The 15,210-nt window shown below is 55.6% G+C and carries 16 protein-coding genes and 1 other RNA gene; 12 read left to right on the top strand and 5 right to left on the bottom strand.

Going from position 1 to position 15,210, the window contains the following annotated elements; genetic code table 11:
• Positions 1-92: 92 nt before the first annotated feature.
• Entirely contained in the window at positions 93-911 is an 819-nt protein-coding gene (gene cof / locus HVX64_RS06485) for an HMP-PP phosphatase (protein ID WP_043001573.1), read from the top strand.
• A 43-nt stretch (positions 912-954) separates the two neighbouring features.
• Here the strand turns inward: cof and HVX64_RS06490 are convergent, their stop codons facing one another.
• Positions 955-2,010, bottom strand: coding sequence for a PLP-dependent cysteine synthase family protein (locus HVX64_RS06490; protein ID WP_082010111.1), 1,056 nt, complete (start codon positions 2,008-2,010; stop codon positions 955-957).
• Between the two features lie 112 nt (positions 2,011-2,122).
• Between HVX64_RS06490 and decR the strand changes: the two genes are divergently transcribed.
• From decR to amtB, 5 genes are all read left to right on the top strand, one after another.
• Complete coding sequence (gene decR / locus HVX64_RS06495; RefSeq protein ID WP_043001571.1) at positions 2,123-2,581, top strand: DNA-binding transcriptional regulator DecR; 459 nt, start codon at positions 2,123-2,125, stop codon at positions 2,579-2,581.
• A 45-nt stretch (positions 2,582-2,626) separates the two neighbouring features.
• Complete coding sequence (locus tag HVX64_RS06500) at positions 2,627-4,399, top strand: SmdA family multidrug ABC transporter permease/ATP-binding protein (protein WP_044258950.1); 1,773 nt, start codon at positions 2,627-2,629, stop codon at positions 4,397-4,399.
• Positions 4,392-6,170 carry a SmdB family multidrug efflux ABC transporter permease/ATP-binding protein gene (locus tag HVX64_RS06505; protein WP_044258949.1) on the top strand — a complete coding sequence of 593 codons (1,779 nt, stop codon included), beginning with the start codon at positions 4,392-4,394 and terminating at the stop codon, positions 6,168-6,170. Before HVX64_RS06500 ends, HVX64_RS06505 begins: the two co-directional genes overlap by 8 nt.
• 222 nt (positions 6,171-6,392) lie before the next feature.
• Complete coding sequence (gene glnK / locus HVX64_RS06510; protein ID WP_002891893.1) at positions 6,393-6,731, top strand: P-II family nitrogen regulator; 339 nt, start codon at positions 6,393-6,395, stop codon at positions 6,729-6,731.
• Between the two features lie 31 nt (positions 6,732-6,762).
• Positions 6,763-8,049 (top strand): ammonium transporter AmtB, encoded by a 1,287-nt coding sequence (gene amtB / locus HVX64_RS06515; protein WP_043001568.1) that lies wholly within the window; start codon positions 6,763-6,765, stop codon positions 8,047-8,049.
• A gap of 73 nt (positions 8,050-8,122) precedes the next feature.
• Here the strand turns inward: amtB and tesB are convergent, their stop codons facing one another.
• Positions 8,123-8,986, bottom strand: coding sequence for an acyl-CoA thioesterase II (tesB, locus tag HVX64_RS06520; protein WP_043001567.1), 864 nt, complete (start codon positions 8,984-8,986; stop codon positions 8,123-8,125).
• 212 nt (positions 8,987-9,198) lie between these two features.
• Here tesB and HVX64_RS06525 point away from each other — a divergent pair, with 212 nt between their 5' ends.
• Complete coding sequence (locus HVX64_RS06525) at positions 9,199-9,768, top strand: YbaY family lipoprotein (protein WP_043001566.1); 570 nt, start codon at positions 9,199-9,201, stop codon at positions 9,766-9,768.
• A gap of 31 nt (positions 9,769-9,799) precedes the next feature.
• Here the strand turns inward: HVX64_RS06525 and HVX64_RS06530 are convergent, their stop codons facing one another.
• Positions 9,800-10,111: an MGMT family protein gene (locus HVX64_RS06530; protein WP_043002001.1), complete on the bottom strand. Its 312-nt coding sequence runs from the start codon at positions 10,109-10,111 to the stop codon at positions 9,800-9,802.
• Between the two features lie 162 nt (positions 10,112-10,273).
• Between HVX64_RS06530 and ffs the strand changes: the two genes are divergently transcribed.
• From ffs to HVX64_RS06545, 3 genes are all read left to right on the top strand, one after another.
• Positions 10,274-10,370, top strand: an RNA gene (gene ffs / locus HVX64_RS06535) — signal recognition particle sRNA small type.
• Between the two features lie 199 nt (positions 10,371-10,569).
• Entirely contained in the window at positions 10,570-10,821 is a 252-nt protein-coding gene (locus HVX64_RS06540; RefSeq protein WP_043001565.1) for a hypothetical protein, read from the top strand.
• Positions 10,818-11,036, top strand: a complete 219-nt coding sequence (locus tag HVX64_RS06545) for a hypothetical protein (RefSeq protein WP_043001564.1) — start codon at positions 10,818-10,820, stop codon at positions 11,034-11,036. The genes HVX64_RS06540 and HVX64_RS06545 overlap by 4 nt, the downstream gene beginning before the upstream one ends.
• Here HVX64_RS06545 and HVX64_RS06550 read toward each other — a convergent pair.
• The gene (locus tag HVX64_RS06550) at positions 11,033-12,460 is read right to left on the bottom strand and encodes a PLP-dependent aminotransferase family protein (RefSeq protein ID WP_181825316.1); all 1,428 of its coding nucleotides are present in this window, start codon (positions 12,458-12,460) and stop codon (positions 11,033-11,035) included. The genes HVX64_RS06545 and HVX64_RS06550 overlap by 4 nt on opposite strands.
• Positions 12,461-12,544: 84 nt before the next feature.
• Between HVX64_RS06550 and HVX64_RS06555 the strand changes: the two genes are divergently transcribed.
• Positions 12,545-13,141, top strand: a complete 597-nt coding sequence (locus HVX64_RS06555) for a hypothetical protein (RefSeq protein ID WP_181825317.1) — start codon at positions 12,545-12,547, stop codon at positions 13,139-13,141.
• A gap of 82 nt (positions 13,142-13,223) precedes the next feature.
• On the top strand, positions 13,224-13,577 hold the full coding sequence (locus HVX64_RS06560; RefSeq protein WP_043001561.1) for a DUF1428 family protein: 354 nt from the start codon (positions 13,224-13,226) through the stop codon (positions 13,575-13,577).
• Between the two features lie 39 nt (positions 13,578-13,616).
• Here HVX64_RS06560 and HVX64_RS06565 read toward each other — a convergent pair whose 3' ends face one another.
• Positions 13,617-15,167: an EAL domain-containing protein gene (locus HVX64_RS06565; RefSeq protein ID WP_181825318.1), complete on the bottom strand. Its 1,551-nt coding sequence runs from the start codon at positions 15,165-15,167 to the stop codon at positions 13,617-13,619.
• Positions 15,168-15,210: the final 43 nt, after the last annotated feature.

A 15,210-nucleotide genomic window follows, 5' to 3' on the forward strand; every position in this document is an offset into this window, starting at 1 on the left:
CGGAACAATTTCTTTTATCTATTCACTATTACTTCCGTATATCTCAGGTAATACTGAATCACAAGTTAATCCGTCACCGAGTGGAGAAAGAGATGGCACGCCTGGCTGCATTTGATATGGATGGCACCCTGTTGATGCCAAATCACCTTTTGGGTGATGAAACGCTCTCTACTCTGGCGCGTCTGCGTGAACGTGACATTACCCTGACGTTTGCCACCGGACGCCATGTACTGGAAATGCGCCATATTCTCGGCACTTTTTCTCTCGATGCTTTTCTGATCACCGGTAACGGGACACGCATTCACTCGCTGGAAGGCGAGGTGCTACACCGTCAGGATCTGGATCCGGCTGTTGCTGAGATCGTCCTGCATCAGCACTGGGACACACAGGCGAGTATGCATGTCTTCAACGATAACGGCTGGTTTACCGGACAAGAGATCCCCGAGATGCTGCACGCCCACGTCTATAGCGGTTTTCGCTATCAGATTGTGGATGTCGCGCGTATTCCGGCAGATCGGGTGACTAAAGTTTGCTTCTGTGGCGATCATGACGATTTGACGAGGCTGAAAATTCAGCTTGAAGAGGTACTGGGCGCACGAGCCCATCTTTGTTACTCGGCGATCGATTGCCTGGAAGTACTGCCGGTAGGCTGTAACAAAGGTTCTGCACTGGAGGTCCTGAGCGGACATCTGGGGCTGTCGCTGGCGGAATGTATGGCGTTTGGTGACGCGATGAACGATCGCGAAATGCTTGGCAGCGTCGGCCGTGGCCTGATCATGGGCAATGCCATGCCGCAGCTTATTGCCGAACTTCCCCATTTACCGGTGATTGGTCATTGTCGCAACCAGGCGGTATCACACTTTTTGACACATTGGCTGGACTATCCAAATCTTCCTTATTCCCCCGAATGAGAGACCCTACCAGCACCGGGCGTTCAGCCCGGTTTTTTTTGATTTAATGCGTATTCAGCAACCGCACCAGCTCTGCTTTCGCCGCGCGAAGATCGCCAATATGGGCGCTCACCCATTCAGCATGGTAGTAGGTGTCCAGATAGCGTTCGCCGCTGTCGCACAGTAGCGTCACCAGCGAACCGGTTTCTCCGGCTTCGCGCATGCGGGCGGCCAGTTGCAACATTCCCCACATATTGGTGCCCGTAGAGGCGCCGACTTTGCGGCCCAGTTGCGTTTCCAGCCAGTGCGCGGTCGCCACGCTGGCGGCATCCGGTACGCGCAGCATCTCATCGACCACGTCGGCAATGAATGACGGTTCGACGCGCGGGCGTCCAATTCCTTCAATTTTGCTGCCGACAGGGCTGCGCAGCGTAGCATCACGCGACTGCCAGAAAGGCAGGAAGACGGAGTTTTCCGGGTCCACCACCATCAATTTTGTATCGTAACCCTGGCAGCGGATGTAGCGGCCAATGGTCGCGGAGGTCCCGCCGGTTCCGGCGCTCATCACAATGTGTTTCGGTACGGGATGCGGTTCACACTGCATCTGGCGGAAGATGCTGTCGGCGATATTGTTGTTACCGCGCCAGTCGGTGGCGCGTTCGGCATAGGTGAACTGATCCATATAATGGCCGTTCAACTCATGCGCCAGTTGTTCTGACGCCGCATAAATCTCGCAGGCGCTGTCCACGAAATGACAGCGACCACCGTAAAATTCAATCTGTTCGATTTTCCGTTTGGCCGTGCAGGCGGGCATGACGGCGATAAACGGCAGCCCCAGCAGGCGCGCGAAATAGGCTTCGGAGACTGCCGTTGAACCGGAAGAGGATTCGATAATCGTCGTGCCTTCCTTAATCCAGCCATTGCACAACCCATAGAGGAACAGCGAACGCGCCAGCCGGTGCTTCAGGCTACCGGTCGGGTGGGTGCTTTCATCTTTCAGATAGAGCTGGATATCTGGAAATACCGGTAATGGCAGGCGGATAAGATGAGTATCCGCCGAGCGCTGATAATCTGCGTTAATCTCATTGATGGCATTTTTAACCCAGGTGCTGTTCATCATTAATATCCATTTGTCATTTTGTGCCAAGAGTAGCGAAAAGCACGGAAAAAATTGTTGCCATTTAGCCTTTAAAATAGAATGTAAGGAGAAAATTCTTCTCTGAGGTGCCGGTATGTTAGATAAAATTGACCGTAAGCTGCTTGCATTGTTGCAACAGGACTGCACCCTCTCTTTGCAGGCGCTGGCGGATGCCGTTAATCTGACCACCACACCCTGCTGGAAACGCCTCAAACGACTGGAAGATGAGGGGATTCTGGTCGGTAAAGTCGCACTGCTGGATCCGGAAAAACTGGGGCTGGGATTAACTGCCTTTGTGCTCATTAAAACCCAGCATCACAGCAGTGACTGGTATTGCCGCTTCGTGACGGTGGTCAGTGAGATGCCGGAGGTATTGGGCTTCTGGCGCATGGCCGGGGAGTACGACTACCTGATGCGGGTTCAGGTGGCCGACATGAAGCGCTATGACGACTTCTATAAACGTCTGGTCAATAGCGTTCCCGGTCTGTCGGACGTCACGTCGAGCTTTGCCATGGAACAGATTAAATACACCACTGCGCTGCCAATCGAATAACTCTCCCGGCACGATTTGCCGGAAAATCAGGTCAGGACATAATACGTGCGATTATTTGCTCAATTAAGCTGGTATTTTCGCCGGGAGTGGCGTCGCTACCTCGGGGCGGTTGCCTTGCTTATCCTCATCGCTATTCTGCAACTCATTCCACCAAAAGTGGTCGGTATTGTGGTGGATGGCGTATCTACACAACGCTTTACGCCGCAACAGATCATGCTGTGGATTGGCACCATCGCCCTGATTGCCGTGGTGGTCTATCTGCTGCGCTACGTCTGGCGCGTGCTGCTGTTTGGTGCGTCTTACCAACTGGCGGTGGAGCTACGCGAAGATTATTACCGCCAACTCAGCCGCCAGCATCCTGAATTTTATCTGCGCCACCGCACTGGTGATCTCATGGCGCGCGCCACCAATGATGTCGACCGCGTGGTCTTTGCCGCCGGGGAAGGGGTTCTGACGCTGGTGGATTCGCTGGTGATGGGCTGTGCGGTGCTGATTGTGATGTCCACGCAGATCAGCTGGCAGCTTACGCTGTTTGCTCTACTGCCGATGCCGGTAATGGCGCTGATGATCAAACGCTACGGCGATCGTCTGCATGATCGTTTCAGACTGGCACAGGCGGCGTTCTCCAGTCTCAATGACCGTACCCAGGAGAGCCTGACCAGTATTCGTATGATCAAAGCCTTTGGTCTGGAGGATCGGCAGTCCGCACTGTTTGCGGCTGATGCGGAAGATACCGGGAAGAAAAACATGCGCGTGGCGCGTATTGATGCCCGTTTTGATCCGACGATTTATATCGCCATCGGCACGGCGAACCTGCTGGCTATCGGTGGCGGCAGTTGGATGGTCGTACAAGGTTCGCTGACGCTGGGACAACTGACCAGCTTCATGATGTACCTCGGGCTGATGATTTGGCCGATGCTGGCGCTGGCGTGGATGTTTAACATCGTGGAACGCGGTAGCGCCGCTTACGGTCGTATTCGCGCGATGCTGGCCGAAGCGCCGGTGGTGAATGATGGCAGCGAACCGGTGCCGGAAGGGCGGGGCGAACTGGCGGTGGCGATCCGTGCGTTCTGCTATCCGCAAACCACGCACCCGACGCTGGAAAACGTCAATTTTCAGCTTAAGCCTGGGCAGATGCTCGGCATCTGCGGGCCGACAGGCGCGGGTAAAAGTACTGTGTTGTCGCTGATTCAGCGCCATTTCGATATCACCGAGGGGGATATCCGCTTTCATGACATCCCTCTGCCACGCCTGCAACTGGATAGCTGGCGCAGTCGGCTGGCGGTGGTCAGTCAGACGCCATTCCTGTTTTCAGATACCGTGGCGAATAACATTGCGCTGGGCTGCCCCAGCGCCACGCAACAGGATATTGAACATGTGGCGCGTTTAGCCAGCGTACATGAGGATATTCTTCGTCTGCCGCAGGGCTACGATACCGAGGTCGGCGAGCGCGGCGTGATGCTTTCTGGCGGACAGAAACAGCGTATCTCCATTGCGCGGGCGCTGTTGCTGAATGCCGAAATCCTGGTCCTGGACGACGCCCTGTCGGCGGTGGACGGGCGAACGGAGCATCAGATCTTGCACAATCTGCGCCAGTGGGGAGAAGGGCGAACGGTGATTATCAGCGCGCACCGCCTCTCGGCGCTGACTGAAGCGAGCGAAATCATCGTGATGCAGCATGGGCATATCGCGCAGCGCGGCGATCACGAGGCGCTGGTGCAGCAGGCGGGCTGGTATCGCGATATGTACCGTTATCAGCAACTGGAAGCGGCGCTTGATGATGCACCGGAAAATAACGAGGAGGCGGCAAATGCGTAGTTTTGGGCAGTTATGGCCGACCCTCAAACGCCTGCTGGCCTATGGATCGCCGTGGCGAAAACCGTTAGGCGTTGCAGTGATTATGCTGTGGGTCGCGGCGGCCGCAGAAGTCAGCGGGCCGCTACTGATAAGCTACTTCATCGACAACATGGTGGCTAAAAATAATCTGCCGCTGGGGAGGGTGACCGGACTCATTGCCGCCTATCTTGGGCTGCAGATTCTCGCCGCCAGTCTGCACTATGCTCAGTCGCTGTTGTTTAACCGCGCTGCGGTCGGCGTGGTGCAGCAATTGCGTACCGACGTGATGGATGCCGCGCTGCGCCAGCCGTTGAGTGAATTTGACACGCAGCCCGTCGGACAGCTCATTTCGCGCGTCACCAACGATACCGAAGTGATCCGCGATCTGTATGTCACGGTAGTCGCGACAGTTCTGCGCAGCGCGGCCCTGATTGGCGCGATGCTGGTGGCAATGTTCAGTCTCGACTGGCGCATGGCGCTGGTGGCGATCCTGATTTTCCCGGCGGTGCTGGTGGTGATGATTATCTATCAGCGTTACAGCACGCCGATAGTCCGTCGTGTGCGGGCTTATCTCGCCGATATCAATGACGGCTTCAACGAAGTGATTAACGGCATGAGCGTGATCCAGCAGTTTCGCCAGCAGGCGCGCTTTGGTGAGAGGATGGGCGAAGCCAGCCGCTCGCATTATCTGGCGCGTATGCAGACGTTGCGTTTAGATGGCTTCTTATTACGGCCTCTGCTGAGCCTGTTTTCCGCGCTCATTCTCTGCGGTCTGTTGATGTTGTTCAGTTTTACGTCGGCAGGGACAATAGAAGTCGGGGTGCTCTACGCCTTTATCAGTTATCTGGGACGCCTGAATGAACCGCTGATCGAACTGACCACTCAGCAGTCGATGCTGCAACAGGCCGTGGTGGCCGGGGAGCGCGTGTTTGAACTGATGGACGGGCCGCGCCAGCGTTACGGGCAGGACCCGCGACCGCTGGCGTCCGGGCAGATTGACGTTGAGGATGTGTCGTTCGCCTACCGCGATGATAATCTGGTGCTGCAAAATGTCAGCCTTTCCGTACCGTCCCGCAGTTTTGTTGCACTGGTTGGGCATACCGGCAGCGGTAAAAGTACGCTTGCCAGTCTGCTGATGGGCTATTACCCACTGAGTCAGGGGGAGATTCGCCTTGACGGGCGTCCATTACGTTCACTGAGTCACAGCGCGTTGCGTCAGGGCGTCGCGATGGTGCAACAGGATCCGGTGGTCATGGCGGATTCATTCCTGGCAAACGTGACGCTGGGGCGGGATATCTCTGAAGAACAAGTGTGGCAAGCCCTGGAGACGGTGCAACTGGCGGAACTGGCTCGCGGGATGAGCGAAGGCATTCATACCCAACTTGGTGAGCAGGGGAACAATCTCTCCGTCGGGCAGAAACAGCTGCTGGCGCTGGCGCGGGTACTGGTGGCAACGCCGCAAATTTTGATCCTCGACGAAGCGACCGCCAGTATCGATTCCGGTACCGAGCAGGCCATTCAACATGCGCTGGCCGCCGTGCGCGAACACACCACGCTGGTGGTGATTGCGCACCGACTGTCGACCATTGTTGAGGCGGACACCATTCTGGTGCTTCATCGTGGACAGGCGGTAGAGCGTGGTACTCATCAGCAACTGCTTGCGGCGCAAGGGCGCTACTGGCAGATGTATCAGCTCCAGCTCGCTGGCGAAGAGCTTGCCGCCAGCGTTCGCGAGGAGTCGCTTCCCGCCTGATGCACCGCCACTGCCGGGTCACTTCGGCGGTGGTGCAAAAATGTAACGCATCATGCACTGTCATGGTGCGTTTTTCTTTTCCCGTTCCGTTTTCCATTCTGAATCGCCCGTCAGACGGCCTGTAGAACAGACATCGGCCCGCTTTTTCAATTCTGGCATACCCCTTGCAATACCTCAGTCGTGTAGTCGCACCATATGCCGAATTCTGACTGGAGGGGATCTATGAAGCTGGTTACCGTGGTAATCAAACCGTTCAAACTTGAAGACGTTCGCGAAGCGCTCTCTTCTATTGGTATTCAAGGGCTGACCGTCACCGAAGTGAAAGGGTTCGGACGTCAGAAGGGTCATGCCGAGTTATATCGGGGTGCAGAGTACAGCGTCAACTTCCTGCCTAAAGTGAAGATTGATGTGGCCATTGCCGACGACCAACTGGATGAAGTGATCGATGTCATCAGCAAGGCGGCCTACACCGGAAAAATTGGCGACGGCAAAATTTTCGTCGCGGAGCTGCAACGCGTCATTCGTATTCGCACCGGCGAAGCTGACGAAGCGGCGCTGTAAAGCCTGGCACACAGTAACGGGAAACGACAAAATGAAGATAGCAACGATGAAAACGGGCCTTGCTTCGCTGGCGCTGCTGCCAGGTCTCGCGATGGCTGCTCCGGCAGTGGCGGATAAAGCCGATAACGCCTTTATGATGATTTGTACCGCGCTGGTGCTGTTTATGACCATACCGGGTATCGCCCTGTTTTACGGCGGTTTGATCCGCGGGAAGAACGTCCTGTCGATGCTGACGCAGGTCACCGTCACCTTTGCGCTGGTGTGCATCATATGGGTGGTGTTTGGTTATTCACTGGCATTCGGCGAAGGGAACAGCTTCTTCGGTAACTTCAACTGGGTGATGCTGAAAAACATTGAACTGACCGCCGTAATGGGCAGTATCTACCAGTATATTCACGTTGCTTTCCAGGGATCGTTTGCCTGTATTACTGTCGGCCTGATCGTCGGTTCGCTGGCGGAACGCATCCGTTTCTCTGCCGTCCTGATCTTCGTGGTGGTCTGGCTGACCCTCTCCTACATTCCGATTGCCCATATGGTGTGGGGCGGCGGCCTGTTGGGATCGCACGGTGCGCTGGACTTTGCCGGCGGTACCGTCGTGCATATCAACGCCGCCATCGCTGGCCTGGTGGGGGCTTACCTGATTGGCAAACGTGTGGGTTTCGGCAAAGAGGCGTTCAAACCGCATAACCTGCCGATGGTCTTTACCGGTACGGCGATCCTCTATATCGGTTGGTTCGGCTTTAACGCCGGTTCCGCAGGGACGGCGAACGAAATTGCTGCGCTGGCCTTTGTGAACACCGTTGTTGCCACGGCCGCCGCGATCCTCGGCTGGATCTTCGGCGAGTGGGCGTTGCGCGGTAAACCGTCTCTGCTGGGGGCATGCTCAGGGGCGATTGCCGGTCTGGTCGGCGTGACGCCTGCCTGTGGTTACATCGGTGTCGGTGGCGCGTTAATCATTGGCGTGGTGGCTGGCGTGGCCGGGCTGTGGGGCGTGACAATGCTCAAACGTCTGCTGCGCGTTGATGACCCGTGTGATGTGTTTGGCGTTCACGGTGTCTGCGGGATTGTCGGTTGTATTCTTACCGGGGTCTTTGCCTCAAGCGCACTGGGCGGTGTGGGCTTTGCTGAAGGGGTGACGATGGGGCATCAGCTGCTGGTTCAGCTTGAGAGCATCGCCATCACGATCGTCTGGTCTGGCGTCGTGGCCTTCATCGGCTACAAGCTGGCGGATATGACCGTTGGTCTGCGCGTCCCGGAAGAGCAAGAGCGCGAAGGGCTGGATGTGAACAGTCACGGCGAGAATGCCTACAACGCATAACAGAAAAATGCCCGGTGAACTTAACCGGGCAACACGGGATATCGCCGGATGCGCAGCAATGCCATCCGGTTTTTTATTCGTTGTGATTACGCATTACCCCTTCCTGCACGGTCGAGGCCACCAGTTTGCCATCCTGCGTGTAGAACTCGCCGCGAACAAATCCGCGCGCGCTGGAGGCCGACGTGCTTTCCACGCTGTACAGCAGCCATTCATTCAAATCAAACGGACGGTGGAACCACATGGAATGGTCGATCGTGGCAATCTGAATCCCTTTTTCCAGGAAACCAATGCCGTGAGGTTGCAGGGCAACCGGCAGGAAATTGAGATCGGAGGCGTAGCCCAACAGATACTGATGGACGCGAATGTCGTTGGGTAACGTACCGTTCGCGCGGATCCACACCTGGCGCGTGGGTTCTGCCACATGGCCTTTTAACGGGTTATGAAACTCAACGGGACGCACTTCCAGCGGGCGATCGCAGAGAAATTTATCTTTTAAAATCGGCGGCAACTGATGCGCGACTGACCGGGCAATGTCGGTTTCTGATGTTAATCCTTCCGGCGCGGGGGCGTGCGGCATGGTTTTTTGATGTTCGAAACCGGGCTCTGGCGCCTGGAATGAAGCGGTCATATAAAAAATAGGCTTTCCGTTCTGAATAGCGGCAACGCGGCGGGCGCTGAAGCTGTTGCCGTCGCGCAGAACTTCCACGTCATAAATAATCGGTCGCTGGCTATCACCAGGGCGTAAAAAATAGCTATGAAACGAGTGGACCAGGCGTTCTTCTGGTACCGTTTCTTTCGCTGCATACAGCGCCTGACCGACGACCTGTCCACCAAATACCTGACGCAGCCCTAAGTCTTCACTTTGGCCCCGAAAGAGTCCTTCCTCAATTTTTTCCAGATTCAACAATGTCAGCAAATTGTTCAGTGCCTGACTCATACATGCTCTCCAGGTAACAACGACGCCGAAGCGAGATAGGCAGAGTATAACGCAATTTTAGAAGTGGTCCGATGGGTGCAATAGTCTGAAAAACTGGCCAATTCCAGGCAAAAATAAGTGATATGTGCCACACTTAGCTACGTTACGTTTTTGTTAACCACTCTTCCGGCGGGAGGAAAACCCGCTGGTGCAGAGATGATAAGGAGAATTTAATGAAGCTCATGCACATGGTAAGTGGTTTAGCGGTTGCGGTTGCTCTGGCCGCCTGCGCGGATAAAAGCGCGGATATCCAGACGCCAGCGCCAAACCCAAACACTTCAACAACGGCCACACAGCCTGCTATTCAGCAACCTAATGTCTCGGGTACCGTATGGATCCGTCAGAAAGTGGCATTGCCGCCTGACGCCGTGCTTACCGTGACCCTGTCGGATGCGTCGCTCGCCGACGCCCCGTCGAAAGTGTTGTCCCAGAAAGCGGTTCGTACCGAAGGGAAACAGGCGCCATTTAGCTTCGTTCTGCCGTTTAACCCGGCTGACGTGCAGCCGAATGCCCGCATTTTGCTGAGTGCGGCAATTACGGTGAATGACAAACTGGTGTTCATTACCGATACCGTTCAGCCGGTCATCAACCAGGGCGGCACGAAAGCCGATCTGACTCTGGTGCCGGTCCAGCAAACGGAAGTGCCTGTACAGGCAAGCGGTGGGGCAGCGACAACGGTGCCTTCAACTTCGCCAACGCAGGTCAACCCGTCTTCAGCGGTGCCTGCTCCGACACAGTACTAAGGCCTGTCTGACCCTCTCCATCCGGAGAGGGTCAATAATTCCAGCGATACCGTTGCAAATCAATCAGCCCGCTCCCTGATACCACAATACCTTCCGCCAGTAATGCCTGCCGTTGTCGCTGTAGATCGGGACCGGTGAGTGAAATCGCGCCGTGCCGATTCACCACCCGATGCCAGGGCAGGGTGCTGCCTTCGGGTAAACGTTTGAGTACGCCGCCGACCTGTCTGGCCGCGCGCGGAGAACCTGCGAGCAATGCGATGTCGCCATAAGTGGTGACACAGCCTTCGGGAATGGAGGCAACAATTTGCCAGACGCGCTGAGGGAAAGTGTCTTGTCTGTCCATGGTCTCTTCCTGCGGTAATCCTTCAGCATAATCTGGAATGGCGGGCGCGGGAAGTTCCATTGCGCAAGAAACCAGCATCTGACTGCCGATGGCTTGCAATTACAGGGGGCAGCAGTGATAATGCGCCTGCGCGTTGGTTAACAACGCTCTCAATGGGGGCTCTGTTGGTTCTCCCGCAACGCTACTCTGTTTACCAGGTCAGGTCCGGAAGGAAGCAGCCAAGGCAGATGACGCGTGTGCCGGGATGTAGCTGGCAGGGCCCCCACCCATTTGTGCCATCTGGCATCACATCTTCGTTTTTCTTCTTGTTGTTGTCATAGTTTTGTCATTTTTTTGTCATCAAATGCTGGCAAAGTGTTTTTGGGATGTTAAATCCTGGCGCTCAATTCGCTTATCACGCCATGGCGATCCTGTCGTCGCCGGAACCGTGCTTTTGCCTGTCCACAAGGATTCTTACGATGGCTACTGCAGTACTGAATGTCAAAATTGATGAGACGTTAAAAGAAAAACTTCGTCATTACGCTGAACTGAATAATGAGAATTTAAGCGTCACGACAGAAAAACTGCTGCTGATTGCCTTCGACGTTGCGGCAGAGGCGGGGGTCTCGGCTGGCGATATCGATAGCCAACACACGGAAGAGTCGTTTGTTGAGCCACTTACTCCTAAAGAAATCAAAGCATTGCGCAGACTACTGAAGAAGAAAAAATGAAACAGCAAACGCTCTCCATCGCCAGTAACTATGGCGAAGCCTGTGAACTGCTCCGCTCGGGTTATGTTAAGCATGTTTGCCTGAGCTGGAACGTCGGTAGTGATGAATTTTTCCGTATAGCCTCTGACTGGTGCGATGCCGGTGCCAAAATAAAGAAAGAGGGCGATAATTTTGTGATTTCCCTCAAGGGGTTTCCGGTTCCTCGTCAGCATTAAATAATCTTACGCACCTTAGCGTTGCCGGACTGCAGACGCAGTGTTTCCCAGATCGGTTCCAGGGTGTTAAACGCCGCGCGCAGAGGCTCTTCCGGTAAGGCAAACGGCATACGTAAGAAACGATCAAACGCGCCCGCGAGCCCAAAACGGGTGCCTGTTCCGAGTTGGATCCCGACGCTTTCCGCCCGCGTGGCGAAAAGCGTCGCCAGCGTATCCGGCAGTTCAACCCAGAAGGATAATCCGCCCTGTGGTTGCTGATAGCGCCACTCGGGAAAGTGTTTGCGCATCAGGGTGTCGCAGAGTGCGCGCCGCGCGGCGAGCTGTTGTCTGCGCTGCGGCAAAAATGAATCAGCATTATCAAGGAGCCACGTGGTGGCAAGTTGTTCGATGACCGGCGAGCCCAAATCGACCGTATCCCGTGTTTGCACCAGCGCGGCGATGGTACGTGATGGCGCCCGCACCCAGCCCAGACGCAGTCCTCCCCAGAAACTCTTGCCCGCTGAACCCAGCATAATTACCGGGGCGTCGCAGTGATACGCCGCCAGTGGCGGGGGCGGTGGGGCGTCGTACCAGAGGTTCACCATCGTTTCGTCAATCACTAGCGTTGTACGCGTACGGGCAGCGATATCCACGATGACGTGCCGCGTCTCATCATCCATACACCGCCCGGTGGGATTATGAAAATCCGGCATCAGATAGGCCATTCTCGGTGAGGTCTGGGCGATGGTTGCGGCCAGTCCATCCGTATCCCAACCCTGTTCGGGTAATGACACGCCCACCGGTCGACAGGAGGCGCCCTGAATGGCCGCAATTGCCAGCGGGTACGTCGGATGATCGACCACTACCCGATCGCCGGGGCCAGTCAATAAGCGCAGGATCAGCGCCAGACCACTGACCGCGCCGTTGACCACCATGATTTCATCCGCCGTTGTCGGCAGGCCTCGCGCACAGTAATGACGGGCGAGCGATTCACGCAAGCCGAGTAATCCCTGTGGTTGATAGCCCGACGTCAGCAAATGCGGTGGCATCGCAACCAGCGCCTGTTGATAAGCCTGATGGATTTCAGGTCCCGCACTGAGGGCAGCGGTGGAGAGATCCAATGCCATCGTGGTACCGGTTCGCGTCGGCACTTCGCGGATATGACCTGGCAGAACCACACGCGACCCACTGCCGTGCCGACTCTCCAGATATCCCTCTTCCCGCAATTGCGCCAGCGCGCTGGCCACGGTGGTCCGGCTGATGTCGAGTACCGCAGCCAGTTCGCGTTCTCCGGGCAAACGGCTGTCGAGTGCCAGACGCCCGTCGAGGATCAGCAGACGCAACGCTTCTGCCAGTTGCCGCCAGAGCGGAGTTCTTGCGGCGCTGTCCTGCCAGTGCCCAATCAGGCGCTGGAGAGATTGACTTCCATAACGACGTGATGACATTGCAGTCCACTTTTTCAAAACTGGTCATTAATCATAGTGCCAATTACAGCGATGATGAAGACTATCTGAACGGGGAGGGTGAAAATGGGGCGTCGTCTGGTTCAACTTTATTTTGGGCTGGCTCTGTATGGGGTATCAACCGCGATGTTTGTGCGCGCGGATTTAGGTGCCGATCCGTGGAACGTGTTCCATCTGGGGCTGGCGAATCTGTTGTCGATGAAGATTGGCGTGGTGATGATTATTGTCGGCGCGCTGGTACTCCTGCTGTGGATCCCCCTGCGTCAGCGCCCAGGATTGGGGACGCTCAGTAACGTGATTGTGATCGGGCTTGCCGCCGATGCCGCGCTGGCGATGATACCAACGTTTTCCTCTCTCGCGGTGCGTAGCCTTGTGCTGGTGGCGGCCGTGGTAGTGAACGCCCTGGCGACGGGGATGTACATTGGCGCGGGGTTTGGCGCCGGGCCGAGAGACGGTCTGATGACCGGTATTCACGCCCGCACGGGATGGTCGGTGCGTACGATCCGAACGGTGATTGAAGTTTCTGTTTTACTGAGCGGTTGGCTGCTCGGCGGTACGCTTGGCGTCGGAACCGTGCTGTATGCGCTGGCGATTGGACCGCTGATCCAGATCTGCCTGCCGTGGTTTCGCTACAAACCCAGGGCGCGGATTCAGACGGCGTAGACAGGAGAGGGCGACTAAACTTATTCACGACTGACGCGGCTGGAATAGGCTTGTCGCGCGGTGGACTTCGGAGGTTTTTCTCATGAAGTACGTGGATGGATTTGTCCTTGCCGTACCTGCCGAAAACAAGGAGGCTTATAAGGCGATGGCGGCAAAAGCAGCACCGCTGTTCAAGGAATTTGGCGCGCTCCGCATTGTGGAATGTTGGGCCGAGGATGTGCCCGATGGCAAACTCACCGATTTTCGTATGGCGGTGAAAGCCGAGGAGCACGAAGAAGTGGTATTCAGTTGGATTGAATACCCGTCGAAAGAAGTGCGGGATGCGGCGAATCAGAAGATGATGAACGATCCGCGCATGAAAGCGTTCAGTGAGTCGATGCCGTTTGATGGTAAACGCATGATTTACGGCGGATTCTCCCCCATTATCGACGACTAGCGTGACTGGCTGTGCGGCGTGCCGCCAGCCATCTTTGCGTTATAAGCGTTTTTCCGCCCACAGAATAAATGCTTCTTTGGGCAGCGCTTTGCTGTAAAGCCAGCCCTGCCCATAATGGACGCCGTGCTGGCGCAACCAGTCTTCCTGATTAGCCGTTTCAATTCCTTCCGCCACCATTTTCAGCTTCAGCGTTTTGGCCATTTCGATGATATGCGGCGTCACGTTTTTATATTCGAGCGCATCGACAAACGATTTGTCGATTTTCAGGATATCTACGTCCAGATTCTGCAAATAACTAAGACTGGAATAGCCGGTGCCAAAATCATCAATATAGATAGCATGCCCCGCCTTACGATAGCGGGCGACAATGGGTGAACTGGTTTTCGGATCGGCAAATCCCCGTTCCGTCAGTTCCAGCGCAATCTGTGAGGGGGCAAGCTGATACCGGTTAAGCTGTTTACTGAGCAACGTCGGGAGCTTTTCAGAGGCGAGATCCGCCGCTTCAATATTAATGGAAATATGCTGTTCGGGATGCTGCTTCAGCCATTTCCCCATATCCTCAAATACCGTTTCAATGATTAAGCGGGTGAGAGGTTCGGTAAGACCAGTCTCTTCGGCCAGAGTGATGAAAATGTCGGGCGACAGGTCGCTGCCGTCAGTTTGCGGCCAGCGCGCCAGCGCTTCCGCCCCTACGATTTTGCCGGTGCTGAGTGACACAATAGGCTGATAATGGACCTTAATATCGCGGTTATTGATGGCATCCTGCAATCGGTGATGGGGTGACTGGAGACGGCGCAGAATGCGCAAAATAAAGGCGGCGGCCAGCAGACCGATCAGAGTGCCGGCGGGAACCCAGATCAGCGCCTGCCGGTACCAGATTTTTTGTAGTGGGAGGGTCGACGCCCAACTGACAATGGTAATGCCCATCTCCGGGAAAGGGCGAATCTCATAAATAATGCCATGACTTTCCATGTGGCGAGGCGTGGTTTCCTGAGTAAATTGCAGAATATTCGGTGCGAGCGCGCTGCTGCTGGCAATGACGGTATTGCGTTTTACGCCAATAATCGCGACATCGATCTGCCAGGCGCCAAAAGGAACCACGTCGATAAAAGAGGCGGGATCAATCATCACGATATAGTCGCCATAGCCCAGTGCTGCCATGTAACGCTCGATCCCCAGATCGTTATGCGCGGTAAACCAGGCGCGGTAGCCATCGTTAGTGATTTTCATGGGTGGCGGGAAGGCCGAGGTATAACTTTCCTGCTCCAGAGAGGAACAGCGTGGTATGTTGTTTCGCAGATACAGTACTTCCTGGACATAGCGATAGCTGAAGGAAAGTCTCCGCATCGCCAGTAAGTGTTCACGCGAGCACGGTGCGCTGTTCACGGCGTTAATCTGCTGTAATGCCTGTTTTGCCTGGGCCACCACGCGTTCAGTACGTTCAGAGACGCGCGATGAGTAGGTATCCAGCTCCTCGATGAATTTCTTTTCGACCTGGCGATGAGCGAGCCAGACACTCAAACCGACCGGAACCAATACGGCGAGGATAAGCACTCCTGTTACCAGACTGACCAGATGTCGTGTTCTCACGCAAATATCCTTAATAACGCATTGTAGAGAAAGTATATCCGAT

Origin of the sequence: Citrobacter sp. RHB20-C16 (genome assembly GCF_013890155.1) — a bacterium.
Lineage (GTDB): Bacteria > Pseudomonadota > Gammaproteobacteria > Enterobacterales > Enterobacteriaceae > Citrobacter_A > Citrobacter_A amalonaticus.

Coding starts and splice junctions, on each gene's coding strand:
- cof (WP_043001573.1), top strand. CDS start 93: ATGGCACGCCTGGCTGCATTTGATATGGATGGCACCCTGTTGATGCCA.
- HVX64_RS06490 (WP_082010111.1), bottom strand. CDS start 2,010: ATGATGAACAGCACCTGGGTTAAAAATGCCATCAATGAGATTAACGCA.
- decR (WP_043001571.1), top strand. CDS start 2,123: ATGTTAGATAAAATTGACCGTAAGCTGCTTGCATTGTTGCAACAGGAC.
- HVX64_RS06505 (WP_044258949.1), top strand. CDS start 4,392: ATGCGTAGTTTTGGGCAGTTATGGCCGACCCTCAAACGCCTGCTGGCC.
- glnK (WP_002891893.1), top strand. CDS start 6,393: ATGAAGCTGGTTACCGTGGTAATCAAACCGTTCAAACTTGAAGACGTT.
- amtB (WP_043001568.1), top strand. CDS start 6,763: ATGAAGATAGCAACGATGAAAACGGGCCTTGCTTCGCTGGCGCTGCTG.
- tesB (WP_043001567.1), bottom strand. CDS start 8,986: ATGAGTCAGGCACTGAACAATTTGCTGACATTGTTGAATCTGGAAAAA.
- HVX64_RS06525 (WP_043001566.1), top strand. CDS start 9,199: ATGAAGCTCATGCACATGGTAAGTGGTTTAGCGGTTGCGGTTGCTCTG.
- HVX64_RS06530 (WP_043002001.1), bottom strand. CDS start 10,111: ATGGACAGACAAGACACTTTCCCTCAGCGCGTCTGGCAAATTGTTGCC.
- HVX64_RS06540 (WP_043001565.1), top strand. CDS start 10,570: ATGGCTACTGCAGTACTGAATGTCAAAATTGATGAGACGTTAAAAGAA.
- HVX64_RS06545 (WP_043001564.1), top strand. CDS start 10,818: ATGAAACAGCAAACGCTCTCCATCGCCAGTAACTATGGCGAAGCCTGT.
- HVX64_RS06550 (WP_181825316.1), bottom strand. CDS start 12,460: ATGTCATCACGTCGTTATGGAAGTCAATCTCTCCAGCGCCTGATTGGG.
- HVX64_RS06555 (WP_181825317.1), top strand. CDS start 12,545: ATGGGGCGTCGTCTGGTTCAACTTTATTTTGGGCTGGCTCTGTATGGG.
- HVX64_RS06560 (WP_043001561.1), top strand. CDS start 13,224: ATGAAGTACGTGGATGGATTTGTCCTTGCCGTACCTGCCGAAAACAAG.